The organism is Bacillus sp. Y3 (genome assembly GCF_008123875.1).
In the GTDB taxonomy this organism is placed as follows: domain Bacteria; phylum Bacillota; class Bacilli; order Bacillales; family Bacillaceae; genus Bacillus; species Bacillus altitudinis.
The window spans coordinates 562917-581257 of the sequence record NZ_VSSC01000003.1 but is presented as its reverse complement, the minus strand read 5'-3'; the positions used below and the strand labels follow the sequence as shown (position 1 = coordinate 581257).

The 18341-nt window shown below is 42.5% G+C and carries 21 protein-coding genes and 1 riboswitch; of the genes, 16 read left to right on the top strand and 5 right to left on the bottom strand.

Annotated elements, in window-relative coordinates; all coding sequences use genetic code 11:
- The first annotated feature begins 19 nt into the window (after nt 1–19).
- A complete protein-coding gene (locus tag FXF70_RS08110; protein ID WP_008342790.1) occupies nt 20–463 on the top strand; it encodes an ACT domain-containing protein in 444 nt (147 codons plus the stop codon).
- Between the two features lie 18 nt (nt 464–481).
- Complete coding sequence (gene pheA / locus FXF70_RS08105; protein WP_007501516.1) at nt 482–1360, top strand: prephenate dehydratase; 879 nt, start codon at nt 482–484, stop codon at nt 1358–1360.
- A gap of 23 nt (nt 1361–1383) precedes the next feature.
- Here pheA and FXF70_RS08100 read toward each other — a convergent pair whose 3' ends face one another.
- Nucleotides 1384–1923, bottom strand: a complete 540-nt coding sequence (locus FXF70_RS08100; RefSeq protein ID WP_148780091.1) for a transcription repressor NadR — start codon at nt 1921–1923, stop codon at nt 1384–1386.
- A gap of 2 nt (nt 1924–1925) precedes the next feature.
- The gene (locus tag FXF70_RS08095) at nt 1926–3074 is read right to left on the bottom strand and encodes an IscS subfamily cysteine desulfurase (RefSeq protein WP_148780090.1); all 1149 of its coding nucleotides are present in this window, start codon (nt 3072–3074) and stop codon (nt 1926–1928) included.
- A gap of 92 nt (nt 3075–3166) precedes the next feature.
- Between FXF70_RS08095 and nadB the strand changes: the two genes are divergently transcribed.
- The 5 genes from nadB to FXF70_RS08070 all read left to right on the top strand — a co-directional run bounded on the left by nadB (nt 3167) and on the right by FXF70_RS08070 (nt 8734).
- Nucleotides 3167–4738 (top strand): L-aspartate oxidase, encoded by a 1572-nt coding sequence (nadB, locus tag FXF70_RS08090; RefSeq protein ID WP_148780089.1) that lies wholly within the window; start codon nt 3167–3169, stop codon nt 4736–4738.
- Entirely contained in the window at nt 4720–5583 is an 864-nt protein-coding gene (gene nadC, locus FXF70_RS08085; RefSeq protein ID WP_017367720.1) for a carboxylating nicotinate-nucleotide diphosphorylase, read from the top strand. The genes nadB and nadC overlap by 19 nt, the downstream gene beginning before the upstream one ends.
- Nucleotides 5570–6679 (top strand): quinolinate synthase NadA, encoded by a 1110-nt coding sequence (gene nadA, locus FXF70_RS08080; protein ID WP_007501511.1) that lies wholly within the window; start codon nt 5570–5572, stop codon nt 6677–6679. The genes nadC and nadA overlap by 14 nt, the downstream gene beginning before the upstream one ends.
- A 131-nt stretch (nt 6680–6810) precedes the next feature.
- On the top strand, nt 6811–7980 hold the full coding sequence (gene safA, locus FXF70_RS19345) for a SafA/ExsA family spore coat assembly protein (RefSeq protein WP_148780088.1): 1170 nt from the start codon (nt 6811–6813) through the stop codon (nt 7978–7980).
- A gap of 133 nt (nt 7981–8113) precedes the next feature.
- Nucleotides 8114–8734, top strand: coding sequence for a YhcN/YlaJ family sporulation lipoprotein (locus tag FXF70_RS08070; RefSeq protein ID WP_072367488.1), 621 nt, complete (start codon nt 8114–8116; stop codon nt 8732–8734).
- 46 nt (nt 8735–8780) lie between these two features.
- Here FXF70_RS08070 and FXF70_RS08065 read toward each other — a convergent pair whose 3' ends face one another.
- Complete coding sequence (locus tag FXF70_RS08065; RefSeq protein ID WP_008342767.1) at nt 8781–9413, bottom strand: LysE family transporter; 633 nt, start codon at nt 9411–9413, stop codon at nt 8781–8783.
- A gap of 238 nt (nt 9414–9651) precedes the next feature.
- Nucleotides 9652–9761, top strand: a riboswitch (TPP riboswitch).
- A gap of 126 nt (nt 9762–9887) precedes the next feature.
- Between FXF70_RS08065 and thiC the strand changes: the two genes are divergently transcribed.
- Nucleotides 9888–11648, top strand: coding sequence for a phosphomethylpyrimidine synthase ThiC (gene thiC, locus FXF70_RS08060; RefSeq protein WP_148780087.1), 1761 nt, complete (start codon nt 9888–9890; stop codon nt 11646–11648).
- 31 nt (nt 11649–11679) lie between these two features.
- Here the strand turns inward: thiC and FXF70_RS19040 are convergent, their stop codons facing one another.
- Complete coding sequence (locus FXF70_RS19040; RefSeq protein ID WP_164071257.1) at nt 11680–11829, bottom strand: hypothetical protein; 150 nt, start codon at nt 11827–11829, stop codon at nt 11680–11682.
- Between the two features lie 192 nt (nt 11830–12021).
- Here FXF70_RS19040 and FXF70_RS08055 point away from each other — a divergent pair, with 192 nt between their 5' ends.
- A complete protein-coding gene (locus FXF70_RS08055) occupies nt 12022–12204 on the top strand; it encodes a hypothetical protein (RefSeq protein ID WP_008342761.1) in 183 nt (60 codons plus the stop codon).
- A 233-nt stretch (nt 12205–12437) separates the two neighbouring features.
- Here FXF70_RS08055 and FXF70_RS08045 read toward each other — a convergent pair whose 3' ends face one another.
- The gene (locus FXF70_RS08045) at nt 12438–13082 is read right to left on the bottom strand and encodes a serine/threonine protein kinase (protein ID WP_017367714.1); all 645 of its coding nucleotides are present in this window, start codon (nt 13080–13082) and stop codon (nt 12438–12440) included.
- A gap of 226 nt (nt 13083–13308) precedes the next feature.
- Between FXF70_RS08045 and FXF70_RS08040 the strand changes: the two genes are divergently transcribed.
- The 7 genes from FXF70_RS08040 (at nt 13309) to yajC (ending at nt 18337) form a co-directional block, all read left to right on the top strand.
- Entirely contained in the window at nt 13309–13821 is a 513-nt protein-coding gene (locus tag FXF70_RS08040) for an intercompartmental signaling factor BofC (RefSeq protein WP_008342756.1), read from the top strand.
- A gap of 147 nt (nt 13822–13968) precedes the next feature.
- A complete protein-coding gene (gene ruvA, locus FXF70_RS08035) occupies nt 13969–14574 on the top strand; it encodes a Holliday junction branch migration protein RuvA (protein ID WP_017358123.1) in 606 nt (201 codons plus the stop codon).
- Between the two features lie 11 nt (nt 14575–14585).
- Nucleotides 14586–15590 (top strand): Holliday junction branch migration DNA helicase RuvB, encoded by a 1005-nt coding sequence (gene ruvB, locus FXF70_RS08030; protein WP_148780086.1) that lies wholly within the window; start codon nt 14586–14588, stop codon nt 15588–15590.
- Nucleotides 15583–15783, top strand: coding sequence for a DUF2905 domain-containing protein (locus FXF70_RS08025; protein WP_008342752.1), 201 nt, complete (start codon nt 15583–15585; stop codon nt 15781–15783). Before ruvB ends, FXF70_RS08025 begins: the two co-directional genes overlap by 8 nt.
- A 34-nt stretch (nt 15784–15817) precedes the next feature.
- Entirely contained in the window at nt 15818–16846 is a 1029-nt protein-coding gene (queA, locus tag FXF70_RS08020) for a tRNA preQ1(34) S-adenosylmethionine ribosyltransferase-isomerase QueA (protein ID WP_007501498.1), read from the top strand.
- Nucleotides 16847–16877: 31 nt separating this feature from the next.
- On the top strand, nt 16878–18023 hold the full coding sequence (gene tgt, locus FXF70_RS08015; protein WP_148780085.1) for a tRNA guanosine(34) transglycosylase Tgt: 1146 nt from the start codon (nt 16878–16880) through the stop codon (nt 18021–18023).
- Nucleotides 18024–18070: 47 nt separating this feature from the next.
- On the top strand, nt 18071–18337 hold the full coding sequence (gene yajC / locus FXF70_RS08010) for a preprotein translocase subunit YajC (RefSeq protein WP_003216659.1): 267 nt from the start codon (nt 18071–18073) through the stop codon (nt 18335–18337).
- Nucleotides 18338–18341: the final 4 nt, after the last annotated feature.

The window sequence follows — 18341 nt, the reverse complement described above, 5'->3', positions numbered from 1 at the left end:
TTAAAAGGGGAGAAAACAGGTGAAAGAAGAAACGTTCTATTTAGTAAGAGAGGATGTACTTCCGGATGCGATGCGAAAAACGCTTGAAGTCAAAAAGCTTCTCGATCGCAAAAAAGCGGATTCAGTTGCCGATGCTGTTCAAAAAGCGGATTTAAGCCGCAGTGCTTTTTATAAATATCGAGATGCTGTTTTTCCATTTTATACGATGGTCAAAGAGCAGATCATCACATTGTTTTTCCACCTGGAGGATCGGTCTGGGGCTCTGTCTAGGCTACTGCAAATTGTGGCTGACTCTGGTTGTAATGTGTTATCCATTCACCAAACGATTCCGCTGCAAGGAAGAGCGAATGTTACCCTGTCGATCAGTACGGCCGGCATGGCAGATGATATTAATACAGTCATGAATCAATTAAGAAAACTTGAATTTGTCGAAAAAGTTGAAATTCTAGGTTCTGGGGCGTAAAAGGAGAGATCATAGCAGATGAAGCAATTAACGGTAGGTTACTTTGGACCAGAGGCCACATTTACTCATTTGGCTGTCTGTTCTTGTTTTCCAAAAGATGCAGAGCAGCGGGCTTATGCAACCATTCCGCAATGTATGGATGCCGTGTCAAAGGGAGAAGTAGATTTGGCGGTCGTTCCACTTGAAAATGCACTCGAAGGATCTGTGAACTTAACAATTGATTATTTAATTCATGAGGACGCTTTGTCCATTGTGGGCGAAATGACAGCACCAATTCGCCAGCACCTGCTTGTCCATCCATCGAGAGCGGAGAGCTGGGAGACATTAGATGTGATTCAGTCACATCCGCACGCCATTGCGCAGTGTCATCAATTTTTGAAGAGACAGTTTCCTGATATTCCGCATCGGCCAGTGGAATCAACAGGCTATGCAGCAAAATACATCAGTGAGCATCCAGATGAAGCTGTTGGTGCGATTGCAAATGAAATCGCCGCAAAAACGTATGGATTGACGATTGCGAAAAAAGACATTCATGATTATCCGCACAATCATACACGCTTTGTTATTTTACATAAAGAGGCGAAGGCATCGTTCCCAATGAATTCTGGTTTTTCTTCAAAGCCAAAAACGACCATTGTTGTCAGCCTGCCAAAGGATGATCAGTCAGGTGCATTGCACCGCGTGTTATCAGCTTTTTCATGGCGGAATCTCAATTTGTCCAAAATTGAATCGCGTCCGACAAAAACAGGCCTTGGACACTATTTATTTATCATTGATATCGAAAAAGAGATGGATGATGTACTTGTCCCTGGCGCCATTCAAGAATTAGAAGCGATTGGCTGTGAAGTGAAACTACTCGGCAGCTATCAAACATATGAATTAACGAATGAAAAATAGTGTCCTCATGGGGACACTATTTTTTAGTCTTTAATGAGAAATCCAGCGTCATCAAGCGCTTGAATGGCTTGGTCAATCTGCTTTTGGCTGTAGGAAGTAAGGGTATGTAAGTGTACGCCGTCTGTCAGCTCTGATAAGTAGGAGGCGCCCGTATTAGAAATATGATGAACGAAGTCAGCCACTTGTTTGCGCGTACTCACTCGAATAGAGGCCGTCAGCTCCCCGTAGACAGGGTGCTCAATGATCACATCTTTCACCGTTACACCGTAGTCTACAATCAGTGTCAGCTCCTCTTCTGTACGATGAGGATCGTGCTTGCAAGCGATAATCTGTTCAATTTCAGTTTCCGGTGTATGCTGCGCCATATACACATAGCCTTGGCTTGTGGCAATAATGGGTTCATTTTTTGCTTTGAGTAATGAAATATCTTGTACAATGACTTGTCGTGAGACAGCGGCTTTTTTAGCTAAAAAACTTCCGGTGAGTGGTGTATCAGTCTCTTTCAGCCACTTTAAAATGGCGTTTCTTCTTTCTTCGCCAATGAGTTTTCTCTCTTGTTCCACGTTTATGCTCCTTTCTTCTCCTTTTGCAAGCTTTCAAATGTATGCAAAAGCTGATCGATGTCATCCTTTGATGATCCACGACCAAATGATAGTCGAATGAATTGAAGGGCATCACGATCTGATACATGTAATGCCTTTACAGCAGGGGAAGGGTGATGATAACCAGAAGCGCATGCACTTCCAGTAGATATACAAATTCCCTGCCGATTACAAGCTAACATTACATATTGTCCTTCAAACCCTTCAAAAAAACAACCAATAATATGAGGGAGCGTGCGGCGCTGGTCACTTTCTTGCAGCATACGGACAGACAGCTTCCGTTTTTTTAGCTGCTGAAGAAAATAATCGCGAAGCTGAATATCCAGCTGCTGCTGTTGATCTATTTTCAACATGATTTGCTCGCTCGCGGCAACAAAAGCACCGATGCATGGCACGTTCACTGTCCCTGGGCGTAGACCATTTTCCTGTACAGTATGTTGATATATAGGCTTCCAAGGGACATGTGCCCCCATATAGACAGCACCGGCGCCCTTAGGTGCATACACTTTATGACTCGAAATGGAGAGGGCATCAACCCCAAGTTCTTTAATCGACACATGCATTTTTCCGAATGTCTGCACTGCATCTGTATGAAAAAGAATATCTCTTTCTTTTAAGAGCGTTGCTAATTCAGCTAATGGCTGAATAATCCCAGTTTCTGAGTTGGCATGCTGGATGGATACTAGTCCGGTTTCAGGCAATAGAGCCTGTTTGAGAATCTCCTTTGTGATAATTCCTTCTTGATTCGGTTCTATGACCGTCACCTTCACACCGAGACGCTGTAAGGCATTGACCGCATGATGAACGGAAGGGTGCTCTACTGATGTGGTAATGACATGCTGTTTATGTGGAGGCAGCCCATTTATGATCGATTGAATCGCAAGGATATTGGATTCAGTTCCGCCACTTGTAAAGTAAATACTATCAGGTTCGCCCCCTAGAATCGCTGCAAGTGATTGTCTGCTGTAAGCCAAGATTTCATTTGCTCTTCCTCCTGCATCATGCAGGCTGCTCGCATTTCCGTAACATTCTTTGCTCAACTGCTGAAATACATGCAGTGATTCCTCAGAAACAGGTGTAGAAGCTGCATAATCTAAATAAATCAAATCCATCCATCTCCTGTGTGAAAATTTTTTCTTGTATTTATTGTAGTGTTGTGTAATGATATGTGTCAAGACAGGTGTAAATGACAGGAGGGGCGATTGTGTCATCTATCAAAAAAGTCATTGTGGTGGGGTCGGGCATTGCGGCTCTTTCCTTTGTGAATACGATCTCGGAGAACTGCCAAGTCATCATGATGACAAAAAAACAATTTTCCTCTAGTAATTCCATGCTCGCACAAGGGGGAATCGCTGCAGCCTTTTCCGCACATGATTCTGTCGATCAGCATGTGCAAGACACTTTAGCTGCGGGGTGTGGTCACAATGATGACAAAACTGTACAGGAGATCGTCCGTCATGGAAAAGATCTTGTAAAGAAGCTCGTAGAAGAGGGCTGCCCATTTGATCGAGATGAAACGGGAATTCCGCAGTTAGGTAAAGAGGGAGCCCATACGACCCATCGTATTCTGCATGCAGGAGGAGATCAAACGGGAAAAACCCTCGTGCAGTTTTTGAAAGGGAAGCTCGGCTCACACATTCATGTATACGAAAATCATCATGTCATGGATCTATTAGTTCATGAAGGGGTATGTACCGGTGTTGTGTGGAAAGACGAAAAAGGTCATGTACATACAATGACCGCGGATGCAGTTGTATTATCCACTGGCGGCTGTGGATCCTTATATGAAACAAACACAAATGATCCGTCTGTGACAGGAGATGGTCTGATGATGGCCTATCGCGCAGGGGCACAGCTAGTAGATCTCGAATTTGTGCAATTCCATCCGACCCTTTTGACCACTTCAGGTAAAGCGATCGGTCTCGTATCAGAGGCAGTCAGGGGAGAGGGCGCCTATTTAGAAGATGAATCAGGCAGGCGGATCATGAAAGGAATCCACCCGCAGAGCGATTTAGCGCCTAGAGATGTGGTGGCAAGGACCATTTTCCATGAGCAGCAACTCGGTCATTCCATTTATCTTAACATCCGTGATATTCCGCATTTTTCTGCACGTTTTCCTGCGATTGCTTCGATGTGTCAGCGTGCGGGAGTTGATATGGCAAGCGGAAGGCTGCCAGTTTCACCCGGTATGCACTTTTTAATGGGTGGAATTAAGGTGAATGAACATGGAGAAACAACTGTTCCATCACTTTTCGCCATTGGTGAAGCAGCTTGTACAGGTTTACACGGCGCCAATCGACTGGCAAGTAATTCGCTCTTAGAAGGTCTCGTTTTAGGAAACAAGGCGGCACGGTATGTTGAGCGGTTGCAAGCCCAGCAAGATAAAAACCCTGCTCTTTCCATTCAAGAAGTATGGTCTGTCCCAACGGTGTCACAGGCTCAGCTCAGAAAATGGATGACAGCATATGCCGCAATTGTGAGAGATGAGAAAGGCTTACAGACTTTGCTCGATCATTTAGAACAAGTCTCTTTTCAGCAAATTAATGTGAAAAATATCACAAATGAACAGATCGAAATAACGAATCAATGGGCTTTAGCCATATGCCTTATCAAATCCGCATTACTCAGAACAGAAAGTAGGGGCGGTCATTATCGCACAGATTATCCTAATCGGCATGATGCTTCGTGGCGAGCAAAACAGATTGTACATGAACAGGGCCATATTTACATCGTAAAAAATGAAAGGATTGGTGCCAAATGGAACGTTTACAGTTAAAGCAAATGCTCACTCATTTTTTAAAAGAAGATATTGGGTTTGGAGATGTATCCGCTGATGCCATCTTTGGAGACAAGAAAGGAACAGCTTACATCATGGCGAAACAATCAGGCGTATTGGCCGGGACACAAGTCATTGATATGGGATACAAACTGCTGAATGAACAAGTTCAAACTGAGCTGTTTTTCCAGGAAGGTGATTGGATTCATGAAGGGGCTGTACTGGCACAAATAACTGGCCCCGTCAACGATTTGCTGAAAGGGGAGCGGGTGGTGTTGAATATCCTGCAAAGAATGACAGGGATTGCTACACTAACGCATGAAGCAGTAGAGCGATTAGCTGATCCATCTATTACGATTTGTGATACGAGAAAGACGACACCCGGTTTGCGCATGCTGGAGAAGTACGCAGTAAAAGTCGGAGGCGGAAAGAATCATCGTTTCGGCTTATCCGATGGTGTGATGATTAAAGATAATCATATTGCGGCTTGTGGTTCTATCAGGGAAGCTGTGGAGAAAGCAAGAGCATACGCCGGTCATATGGTGAAAATTGAAGTGGAAATTGAATCAGAAGCACAGCTGATGGAAGCCATTGATGCCAAAGCAGATGTCATCATGTTTGACAACTGCTCTCCAGACGAAGTGAAGCGCTTTAAACAAATGACCCCTGAAACCATATTGACAGAGGCATCAGGCGGCATCACGTTAGAGAATGTGGCTAACTACCGGGGGACAGGTGTAGACCTTATTTCACTTGGATTCCTCACACATTCTGCTCCATCATTCGATTTTAGTATGAATATGGAATTCAGCCATAAAGGGGGAACGACTCATGTCCATGCTTGATGTGTTAGCAGCGCAGCATACAGCCATGATGCCAGATGAATATAAACAGCGCTCTTATGATGAAATGAAAGAGAGAGTATTAGAGATTAAACGCGCTTTTGGATCAAAGCTTTTTATACCGGGTCATCATTATCAAAAAGATGAAGTCATCCAATTTGCTGATGTGACAGGTGATTCATTGCAGCTTGCACAAATTGCTGCTGACAATCACGAAGCAGAATACATTGTATTTTGCGGGGTTCATTTTATGGCAGAAACGGCCGATATGTTATCAAAAAAGAATCAGCACGTCTTTTTGCCAGATATGAGAGCAGGTTGTTCAATGGCAGATATGGCGAATATGAAACAAACAGACAGGGCGTGGGATCAGCTCACTGAGCTGTTTGGAGATACGATCCTTCCGCTGACTTATGTAAACTCAACGGCTGATATTAAAGCATTTGTCGGCAAACATGGCGGATCGACTGTCACATCTTCAAACGCTAAAAAAGTATTAGAGTGGGCGCTGACCCAAAAAGAGCGAATTCTTTTTCTTCCTGATCAGCATTTAGGGCGTAACACAGCCTATGATTTAGGGATTCCGCTAGAGGAAATGGCTGTCTGGGATCAAATAGAAGAAAAGCTCATCACCGACCAACCGCTTCATCGAATCAAAATGATTTTATGGAAAGGTCATTGCTCTGTTCATGAGAAATTTACCATTGAGAATATTGAACAAACGAGAAAACGTGACCGTGACATACAGATTCTTGTTCATCCAGAGTGTACGCATGAAGTCGTAAAGGCTTCTGATCTAGCTGGTTCAACGAAATTTATTATTGATACGATCAAGCAGGCACCAGCAGGAAGTAAGTGGGCCATTGGAACAGAAATGAATTTAGTGAAACGCATCATTGACCAGCACCCTGACAAACAAATCGAATCCCTCAATCCAGATATGTGTCCATGTTTGACAATGAACCGTATTGATCTGCCTCATCTACTATGGTCACTTGAAAGCATTGAAAAAGGGGAGCCGGTCGGTTTGATTCAAGTGAATGAAGAGACGACAAAAGAGGCATTGCTCGCTTTAAATAAGATGCTCACCATTAAATAATGAAGTGTCCCCTCCTATCAGAAAACAAGTTTTTATCATATTGGCTTGTAAATAGGCATAAATTTATGTTGAAACATATTGTACTTCTGACATAACCGCTACGTTCACGTTTTGCATAGGAGGGGAAAACGTTGAAAATTCATATTGTGCAAAAAGGAGACTCCCTTTGGAAAATTTCAAAGAAGTACGGAGTCGACTTTCAAGAATTGAAAAAATTAAATTCGCAGCTCAGTAATCCAGATTTGATTATGCCAGGAATGAAAATCAAAATTCCATCTAGTGGTGTTCCTGTCAAAACCGATCATCACAAAGCAAAAGAAATGCCAAAAGCAAAAGAACACCCGTATGTAAAAGAAAAGCCAAAGGATGTCGTGCAAGTTCAAGATACGAAGCCGAAGGAAAAGCCGAATGAACCGGTACCTTATGTGCCACCAGTACCAAAGATTGAACAGCCAGTTTTTCCACAAGTTGATGTAAACTATTATCAGACGAATCTCTACCAGCCATTCACGCCTCCTCCCAAAAAAGAACATCATGAGAAAAAAGATCACGTTCATGAGAAAAAGGATCATAAAGATCACAAGGACCATTTTCATCATGAAAATAAGGATCATTTCAAAGATGAAGTGGCAAAGGGATATGATCCATTCATTCATATCCCACATCAAAAAGAGGAGGGAAAAGATATGGAACATAGTAATTACCCAAACCTTCCTAATTTCCCGCAAATGCCGAATGTTGGAGGGGCAGCAGTAGGGGGCATGGCTGAAAATAAAGAGCATCACCACCATCATCAAGAGTCATATGATCCTTATTATGGTTATGGTCATTACATGCCAGCAATGTATCCATATCCGCAGCAAATGGTACCCGCTTCTCCTATTTTACCGGGATCAGGCCTTTGTTATCCGGTACAGCCGTATTATCACCATCACATGATGCCGTATCCTTACCCGGCGGCTCAGCCTTATTATCCTGCGTATCAAGCACCGGCTTATTATGGTGAACATCATGAGCATCATGCAAACGATGGGCATCACTGGCACCACCATATGCATCCAAATGCAGGAGCGAATGCGAATGCCAATCAAGGCTTTTATCCAAACGCTCCAAATGAAGCATATGGCAAGGAAGACTGCGGATGCGATGATGGTATGAAGCATCATCAGCCATGGCCTGGACATTATCCAAACCCTGTTCCATATGGTCAAATGGGTGCTTATCCAGCTCAGCCTTATATGCAGCAGCCTTATCAAAACCCATCTGTCTTTGCAAGACCAGAAGAAGACGAAGAAGATTAATGACACAAGGGACGATCTCAATCGTTCCTTTTTTTGTTTATAACTGACAGCTTGTTTTTGTCCTCAACTGTACATGCTAAAACAGAGCCTGTTTTGCGCTCATGAGATTCAATTTGTACAGGGGGTTTTTCGTTTGAGACAAAAATGGCAAAAAACAATCGCCTTAGTGCTTCTACCTATTGGATTAACGGCATGTGGTACAAATAACAATGCGGGTGTAGATACACGTCATAATCAATCAGGCCAGCCAGTTGGATACCACTCCAATCAACAGGCAACAGACAACAATCAAGATCATCAAGGACCGGTTTCTGAGCTTATGGAGGGAATGAACGGAAGAAATACAACGAATGTTGATGATCGTTCACGCCCTACACAGGATCAAGTGAGAATGCCGCTTACTGGTGGAGATGGACGCTACAGTCATGGAGATATGAACTATCATAACCAAATGTCGTTCTCTGGCTACGATAAACAAGAGAACATCCAGCGTTCAAGAAAAATCGCCAACCGAGTGAACAAAATGAACCATGTGACAGACTCACAAGTCATGGTGACGGATGAAAATGTGTATATTGCTCTTAAAACAGATGGGCGCTTGACATCAGAGGGTGTATCACAAGTAGAAGAAGCAGCGACTCGTTATGCAGATGGAAGAGCTGTCCAAGTCATTAAAGACGAAGGCGTATTTACACGCTTCAGAGATATGAGAAAAACGCAATTTGAAACAGGTCAGACAGGCATGACCCGCTAGGCGGGAATAAAAAAGGCTAAAGTTCATGACGAACTTTAGCCTTTCTTTAAAAATAAACTTTGATCCCGATATAAAATTCATAAAAGAAATAACAGCCAAACCCAAGTAATAAAATACCGGCAATAATGGATGTCCACTTGATCATTGTTCGATTCATCACTTTTCTTGTTAGGGAAACAATCGTGAGAAGACCGATGTCATGAAGAAGAATCCCTGCCAAAATACCCGCAGCAGCCAATATAAATTCAGATGAATTTGTATTCGTATAAGCATCTGCCAGTACAGCACCAAACACAGATACCCAGAACACAAGGTTTCCAGGTGATACCGCGACGAGCAGCCCATTTCGGTATGTTTTAGCGAATGATTTATTCACTTTTTCTCCTGCTAAATGGATGTCTTGATCCGCATTTTTAATCGAATCGTAGGCAAGAATCATTAAAAAGATGGCACCGATCAGCCAGAGCGGAATTTGGATAAAGGGCAAAGATAAAAATTGAGCAAATCCAGCATATAAAGCCAAGATGAGCAATATATCGATGGTCATACCACCAGCACCTACAGTTAATCCATGAAAGAATCCGTTTTTTAATCCCTGCTTTGTCATTTCAACCGTGATCGCTCCAACAGGTAGAGCAATTGAGAATCCAACGACGATAAATGTAAGAAATGTTTGCAATCGACTAGAACTTCCTTTGAATCATGTTTGTATAAAAATTCTCCGTTTAGATTAATTATACATATTAGGAGAAAAGGATCAATGATTATTTCTGATTTAATCGAAATGAGAGAGATAAATCGTGTATAGAAAGATGTATATCGTGAAGATCGTGTATTCATTATAGGGGAAAGGAACTATTTTCCTGAAACTTCTTTTTTTCATTTCTCAGCTATGCTACACTGTTGTGGAAATCAATATAAGTGACTAGGGGTGCCCGGAAATGCGGGCTGAGAGAGAAGACAAGCTTCTTAACCCTTTGGACCTGATCTGGCTCGTACCAGCGTGGGGAAGTTGAAGATGATACATGTGCCATATGAATGGCATACATGTTTTTTTCTGACGACGAAACCAGGTTCTTTACATAGAATCTGGTTTTTTGCTGGTGCTGATTCCATCCTGTCCAGTGACACGAAAAGAAGGAGAGAACAGCAAATGAATGAAAAGACAAATGTTCCATCAACGCAATCTTTATTATCAAACTTTGAAGGCAGTCGAAAGGTATATGAACAAGGCTCAAGACCTGACATTTTGGTGCCAAAAAGAGAAATCGTGCTCACAAATACAGTGACACAAGCAGGTGATATCCAAAATGAACCGATTCGTGTGTACGATACAAGTGGACCGTATACAGATGAGGAGGCTCATATTGATGTCACAAAGGGATTAAAGCGCCTGAGATCAGCATGGATTAAGGAAAGAGAAGATACTGAAAGCTATGAAGGGCGTCAAGTAAAGCCAGAAGATAATGGATATCGCTTGAATGGGAAAGAATCCTTTCAAGCTGCCCAGACAGATTTTCATCATATACCACTCCGCGGGAAACAAGGTGCTTGTGTGACGCAAATGCATTATGCAAAAAAGGGCATCATTACACCTGAAATGGAGTTTATCGCTTTGAGAGAACAGCTAAGTCCTGAGTTTATTAGAGAGGAAGTGGCTAGTGGGAGAGCGGTCATTCCAGCGAATATCAACCATCCTGAAAGTGAGCCGATGATCATCGGAAAGAATTTTCACGTGAAAATTAATGCGAATATTGGCAATTCAGCTGTGACATCGTCCATTGAAGAAGAGGTGGAGAAGATGACATGGGCAATTAGATGGGGGGCAGATACGATGATGGACCTGTCTACAGGAAAGGACATTCATACAACGAGAGAATGGATTATCCGCAATTGCCCAGTCCCAGTAGGAACTGTCCCGATTTATCAAGCACTTGAAAAAGTGAATGGAATCGCAGAAAATTTGACGTGGGAAGTATACCGAGACACATTAATTGAACAGGCAGAGCAAGGGGTTGACTACTTCACCATTCATGCGGGCGTCCTGTTAAGGTATATTCCGCTCACAGTCGACCGGGTCACAGGAATTGTTTCCAGAGGCGGAGCCATTATGGCAAGATGGTGTCTCGCTCATCATCAAGAGAACTTTCTGTATACCCATTTTGAAGAAATTTGTGAAATCATGAAAACATATGACATTGCCTTTTCGCTTGGGGACGGACTCAGACCTGGATCCATTGCGGACGCAAATGACGAAGCGCAGTTTGCAGAGCTGGAAACGTTAGGGGAATTGACAGAGATCGCTTGGAAACATGATGTACAGGTCATGATTGAAGGACCTGGTCATGTTCCAATGGATAAAATCAAAGAGAATGTCGATAAGCAGATGGAGATATGCAAAGAGGCACCTTTTTATACGTTAGGCCCTCTAACAACAGATATTGCACCGGGATATGATCATATTACATCCGCAATCGGTGCGGCGATGATCGGCTGGTACGGAACAGCCATGCTGTGCTATGTGACACCAAAAGAGCATTTAGGTCTGCCGAACAAAGAAGATGTAAGAGAAGGCGTCATCGCCTATAAAATTGCCGCACATGCAGCTGATGTAGCAAAAGGACATCCTGCTGCTCAAAAGCGTGATGATGCCTTATCAAAAGCGAGATTTGAATTCAGATGGCGGGATCAATTTCACCTGTCACTTGACCCAGAACGAGCGCTGGCATTCCATGATGAAACATTGCCTGCTGAAGGTGCTAAAACCGCTCATTTCTGTTCCATGTGTGGACCAAAGTTTTGCAGTATGAAAATATCCCATGACATCCGCAACCAATCAGAAGAAGTGAAAAGAGAGATGGAGAAGAAGGCAAAAGAGTTTATCAGTCAAGGAAGTCAAATCTACCAATCCTAAAAAAAACCTCGCACTCCTCTAGTGCGGGGTTTTATAAAACGGCTGAAATGGCTTTTCTCACGAGGTGGAAAAATGCTTTTACTGCAATCGCCATCGTTTCAATACTTGGGATGAGGGCATCTGTTAAATGAAACAGGACTGTTTGTCTCTCTGGAGATGTTCGTTTTTTCTTTTGTTTCATAAAGGCAGCCTCCTTTTCATTCAATATACTTCTTTTGAAGAGTATATAGATAGATATGTTGTGCGAATTTAAACAAAATTTAAACTTCTTGTGTTTAGAAGGAAAGAAGCAGGGGAAACGGATTGAATAGAGAATGAATGAAAAGAGCTGACCGATCCGGTTAGTGAACAAGACAGAGTGGAAGGTGATCTTATGATGAAAGTATTTAAGGTAACATTTCATATGAACAATGGGGAAGTGCTCGATTTCGAGCTGAAACGTCCAGCTACCTATGATGTGTATAAAAAAATTGAGGAAGCCAATCATTGGTTTAAGCTGAATAATGAAATCATTAACCTATTAAATGTGAATAGTATCCATGTAGAAACAGAATAAAACAGAAAGCCGCTCAAAGAGAGCGGCTTTCAGCGTGTAGACAAACCCTCGCATTCGGTGTCAGTCCTGCGTGCCGGTGCTCACGAATGTCAAATTCGCTCCGCGCCAGTACTCGTCATTCCTAGGGCTGCAAAGGTTTTCTATCACGCTGAAGAGAAGACAAAGAGCTAAAATAAAGTACATTTTAGCCCTTTGTCAACAATCTGAAAGCCTCTCTTTTCGAGCGGCTTTCATTATGCAGTAAAATCATTTCGATTGTTCAGCTGACCTCGAGACAGCCAGTTTTTCTTATACAAATAGGCAATCACTTCAAGCCACAGACGCGGCGCTTTTTTAGGGAAAAAAGGTTTTTGATAATAGGCGTATGCAGCTTTTAAATCATCCCATTGATGACATGTTTTCGTTTGCGTGAAGCGGGCGACGTCAATGACCCTGACGCGGCCATCCTTTGTTAAAATTAAATTTCGCAGATGAATATCAGAAGGATTTAAACCTTTCGCGCGTGCTTCTTCCAATGCATCATCTACTTGTTCAATCATTTGTTTTTTGATCGGAATTCCTTTTGTCAGGCATTCATAGAAAGTATAACCTTTAATATATTCCATTAAAATATACTGATCCCCAGACTCGTAAATCTCAGGATAATAGGAGGAGCCGGAAAGTTTTTCATAAATTGCAGCCTCTTTGCGGGCGATGTTTCGATAAGAAGGAAAAAAGACTTTTAACGCCATTTTCTTGCCGTCTTTTTTGTATGAAAATACATAGGCACTTCTTCCTTTGCCGCACAGCTCAAGCTCAGCCGGTTTAAAGACGAGCTTATTAAAACGCTTTTCTTCTTGATACTGAATCGATTCGGCTAATCTTTTGACATCTGACATTGACTTCACCTTCTTTGGTTTCAGTTTATGCGGCTGAAAAACGAATGATGAAAAAACCATGTGATTCGGTAGAGCAATGGATTGTATAAAACATAACATTTACGCACGAAGGATACAACGAAAGACGCTCAATATGTGTCAAGACATCGATTTGGTTAATGTGGAGCAAAATGGGTCAAACTACATATGTCATGCATCGATCTTATGTTCTAAAGAGGTGTAAATAGTGAAAGTGAAAATAAAGTATTTCGTTACAGGACTTATCATGACAAGTGTACTCTTTTTCGCTGTTGATATGGAAGCAGCAGAACACTTGCAAAAAGAGTCAAAAACCATCAACGTTCAGCTTGAAAAGGTCTATCTAGACGGCGATGTAAGTATTGAAAGACAGCGGGCATCATTAGAAGACAAAGACACATTTTGGGCCCAGTATAAGGGCTGGACATTGGTAGAACAGCGAGAGGATTTTGCCCTTTTTAGAAAGCAAATTGACGATATATCGCCTTTAAGTAAAGCAAATGGATATATCGGATTATCAGAAGACGGCGTGATTTCTACGTTTCATGGAAGGCCTGACGGGTGGGCGGAGCCTATTCATCTCTTTTTTCAAATTGATACGTCCCGCTTGGAAAGTCATGTAGAGCAACAGCTTGCACAAGGCATTCCGTTTCGAACAAAAGATGAATTTGAGCATGTGCTTGAAGTCATGAAACCTTACCGAAATGAACAATCGTTTTAATCGTATGACAGCTTGCTGGTGTGAAGACCGCAAGCTCTTTTTCATGGGTTGACGATGAAAAAAGGCTGAGCGAACGTATGTTAACTTTTATTACGGTTTTCTCTTCGATTTATGTTACAATGGAGAACAGTCAAAGAGGTGAAAACGGTGATAGAGTTTGTAAAAGGGACCATTGATTATGTGTGCCCGCAATATGTTGTCATTGAAAACGGCGGAGTGGGATATCAAGTCTATACCCCAAATCCGTTTATCTATCGAGTAACAAAACAAGAAACGATTTATACGTATCATTACATAAAGGAAGACGCTTTTTCGTTATATGGATTTCAAACACGAGAAGAAAAAGCGTTGTTCACAAAACTGTTAAATGTCACAGGGATTGGACCGAAGGGTGCGCTTGCGATTCTTGCTTCCGGTGACCCTGGCGCTGTCATTTCAGCGATCGAACGAGAGGATGAAGCTTTTCTCATTAAATTCCCGGGTGTTGGCAAAAAAACAGCACGTCAGATCATTCTAGATCTGAAAGGGAAGCTCGCAGATGTGGTGCCTGAAATGATAGGAAACTTATTTAACCACGAGGATCATATCCAGATTGAAACGCAGCAAAGCGCTTTAGATGAAGCGGTTGAAGCCTTAAGTGTCCTTGGGTATGGTGATCGTGAAATCAAAAAGGTTCTTCCTTTATTAAAAGAAGAGAAGAATCTTACAACCGATCAATATGTGAAAAAAGCTTTACAAAAAATGTTGAAATAGGGTGATGTCTCATGGATGAACGGCTCGTCTCAACTGAAGCAGACAACCATGAATCAGCCATTGAGCAAAGTCTGCGTCCACAGACGCTTAGTCAATATATTGGCCAGCAGAAAGTAAAGGATAATCTCAGCGTATTTATTGAAGCTGCACGAATGAGGCAGGAAACGCTGGATCACGTTCTTTTATATGGACCGCCGGGACTTGGGAAAACAACGCTTGCGTCGATCATTGCCAATGAAATGAATGTTCAGCTGCGTACAACGTCTGGACCAGCGATTGAACGCCCTGGCGACTTGGCGGCGATCTTAACATCTCTTGAACCTGGCGATGTTCTGTTTATTGATGAAATTCATCGCTTGCAGCGTTCAATAGAGGAAGTGCTATATCCAGCGATGGAGGACTTTTGTCTAGATATCGTGATTGGAAAAGGAGATACAGCACGCTCTGTGCGGCTTGATTTACCGCCATTTACGCTTGTAGGTGCTACAACCCGTGTTGGGCTTTTAACAGCGCCGCTTCGTGATAGGTTTGGGGTTCATGCAAGATTGGAATACTATGAGCAAATAGATTTGGCTCACATTGTAGCAAGAACAGCCGAGCTGTTTGAGATTGGGATCGACATTCGTTCAGCTGAAGAGATTGCAAGAAGATCTAGAGGCACACCGAGGGTCGCCAATCGTCTGCTCAGAAGAGTAAGAGATTTTGCGCAGGTGCTAGGAAATCATGCGATCACACAAGACATTGCAGAAGATGCTCTTGAGCGTCTGCAAGTTGACAGACTCGGACTTGATCATATCGATCATAAGCTACTTTTAAGTATGATTAAAAAATTTAGAGGCGGTCCTGTTGGACTTGATACGATCTCAGCGACAATTGGAGAAGAATCACATACGATTGAAGATGTGTACGAACCGTATTTACTGCAAATTGGTTTTCTGCAAAGAACGCCAAGAGGGCGGGTCGTCACAAGAGAAGCGTATGAACATTTTCATATGGAGGTTCCGATTCGTGACTGAATTCCCTAAAATGTTGATGATTTTAGGTGGTGTCCTTTTTGCCGCAGGTTTAGTGTTTCAATTGGTTGGGAAACTTCCAGGCGATATTTTCGTGAAAAAAGGGAACGTAACGTTCTTTTTTCCTGTGATTACATGCATTGTCATTAGCATCGTCCTAACCATTTTACTCAATGTCTTCGGACGGATGAAATAACGTTAACTAGTTAACTACAGAATAGGTGAAGGAAATGAAGTTAGAACTATTTGATTTTGATTTACCAGAAAGATTGATTGCACAAGTCCCGCTTGAAAAACGAGATGCATCAAGACTGATGGTCTTAAATAAACAAACAGGTGACATCACACATGATACATTCTCGCAAATCACAGATTACTTTCAAAAGGGTGATTGTCTCGTTTTAAACAATACACGTGTATTGCCTGCACGTCTGTTTGGAACGAAAGAGGATACGGGTGCTAAAGTGGAGCTGCTTCTTTTGAAACAAGAAGAAGGAGACAAATGGGAAACGCTCGTGAAACCAGCAAAACGTGTGAAAAACGGAACAGTCATTACATTTGGTGATGGACGATTAAAAGCGGTATGTACAGAAGAACTGGAACATGGCGGAAGAAAAGTTGAGTTTCAGTATACAGGCATTTTTTATGAAGTACTTGAATCCTTAGGTGAAATGCCGCTGCCTCCGTACATTAAAGAGCAGCTTGACGATCGTGAGCGTTATCAAACCGTTTATTCCAAAGAGGTTGGTTCGGCTGCTGCGCCTACTGCCGGTCTTCACTTTACAAATGAACTGCTGGATGCACTGAAAGCAAAAGGAGTGCATATTGCGTTTATTACGCTCCATGTAGGGCTTGGCACATTTCGACCGGTCAGTGCTGAACGCATTGAAGAACATGAAATGCACGCAGAGTTTTACGAAATGAATGAAGAAACGGCAGAAGAACTTAATCGCGTGCGCAAAGAAGGCGGACGGATTATTTCAGTCGGAACAACTTCGACAAGAACGCTTGAAACCATTGCAAGTGCTTATGATGGTGAATTCAAAGCGTCAAGCGGCTGGACGTCGATTTTTATTTATCCAGGCTACACATTTAAGGCAATTGATGGCATGATCACGAATTTCCACTTGCCAAAATCGTCTTTAATTATGCTTGTCAGTGCATTAGCTGGACGAGAACACGTCCTAAAAGCGTACAATGAGGCTGTAAAAGAGGAATACCGATTCTTCAGTTTTGGCGATGCCATGCTGATTCAATAACATCATACAACAAAGACAGGAGGGCTCATTTTTGTCGCAATTACCGATACGTTATGAGTTCATTAAATCATGCAAACAAACAGGTGCACGTCTTGGACGCGTTCATACACCGCACGGCTCCTTTGAAACACCTGTATTTATGCCAGTTGGTACACTGGCTACAGTGAAAACAATGGCGCCTGAAGAGTTAAAAGCAATGGAAGCAGGCATCATTTTAAGCAATACGTATCATCTATGGCTGCGCCCGGGGCATGACATTGTCAAAGAAGCAGGCGGCCTGCACAAATTTATGAACTGGGATCGAGCGATTCTAACAGATTCAGGCGGTTTCCAAGTGTTTTCTTTAAGTGAATTTAGAAAAATTGAAGAAGAAGGCGTTCACTTCCGTAATCACTTAAATGGAGATAAGTTGTTCCTTTCTCCTGAAAAAGCGATGGAGATTCAAAATGCGCTCGGCTCAGATATTATGATGGCATTTGACGAATGCCCTCCGTATCCAGCAGAGTACGATTATATGAAACGTTCTGTAGAGCGGACAAGCAGATGGGCAGAGCGCTGCTTAACAGCGCACCAGCGTCCAGAGGATCAAGGGCTGTTTGGCATTGTGCAGGGCGGAGAATACGAAGAGCTTCGTAAACAAAGTGCAAAAGATCTTGTTTCACTTGATTTCCCAGGCTACGCCATTGGAGGTTTATCTGTTGGTGAACCAAAAGATGTGATGAACCGTGTGCTGGAGTTTACAACGCCATATTTACCGGCAGACAAGCCAAGGTACTTAATGGGTGTCGGCTCGCCAGATTCATTAATTGACGGTGCGATTCGCGGTGTCGATATGTTTGACTGTGTACTGCCGACGCGAATTGCCAGAAACGGTACGCTCATGACAAGCGAAGGACGTCTTGTTGTGAAAAATGCTAAATATGAGCGTGATTTCAGACCAATCGATGAAAACTGCGACTGCTACACATGTAAAAATTACACACGCGCTTATATTAGACATTTGATCCGTACAAATGAGACGTTCGGAATTCGATTAACAACTTATCATAATCTTCATTTTCTGTTAAAATTAATGGAGCAAGTGAGAGAAGCTATCCGTGAGGATCGTTTAGGTGATTTTAGAGAAGAGTTTTTTAAGCGTTATGGCTTTAACAAACCGAATGCGAAAAACTTTTAACGCATAAACGAAAAGCTTTACAATGCTTTAGAAAGGGGTGAGATAGAATGGATGGTGGTATGGGTTCAATCATTATGATTGTTGTCATGTTTGCTGTGCTTTACTTCTTGTTAATCCGTCCACAGCAAAAGCAACAAAAAGCTGTGCGTCAGATGCAGCAATCTTTATCAAAAGGCGATAAAATTGTCACAATCGGTGGTTTACACGGTGAAATCGACTACATTGATGAATCAAAAGTGGTCATCAAAACAAGCGAAAACAACCGTTTAACTTTTGACCGACGTGCTATTAGAGAATTAGCTGACAAAGGTTAATCCT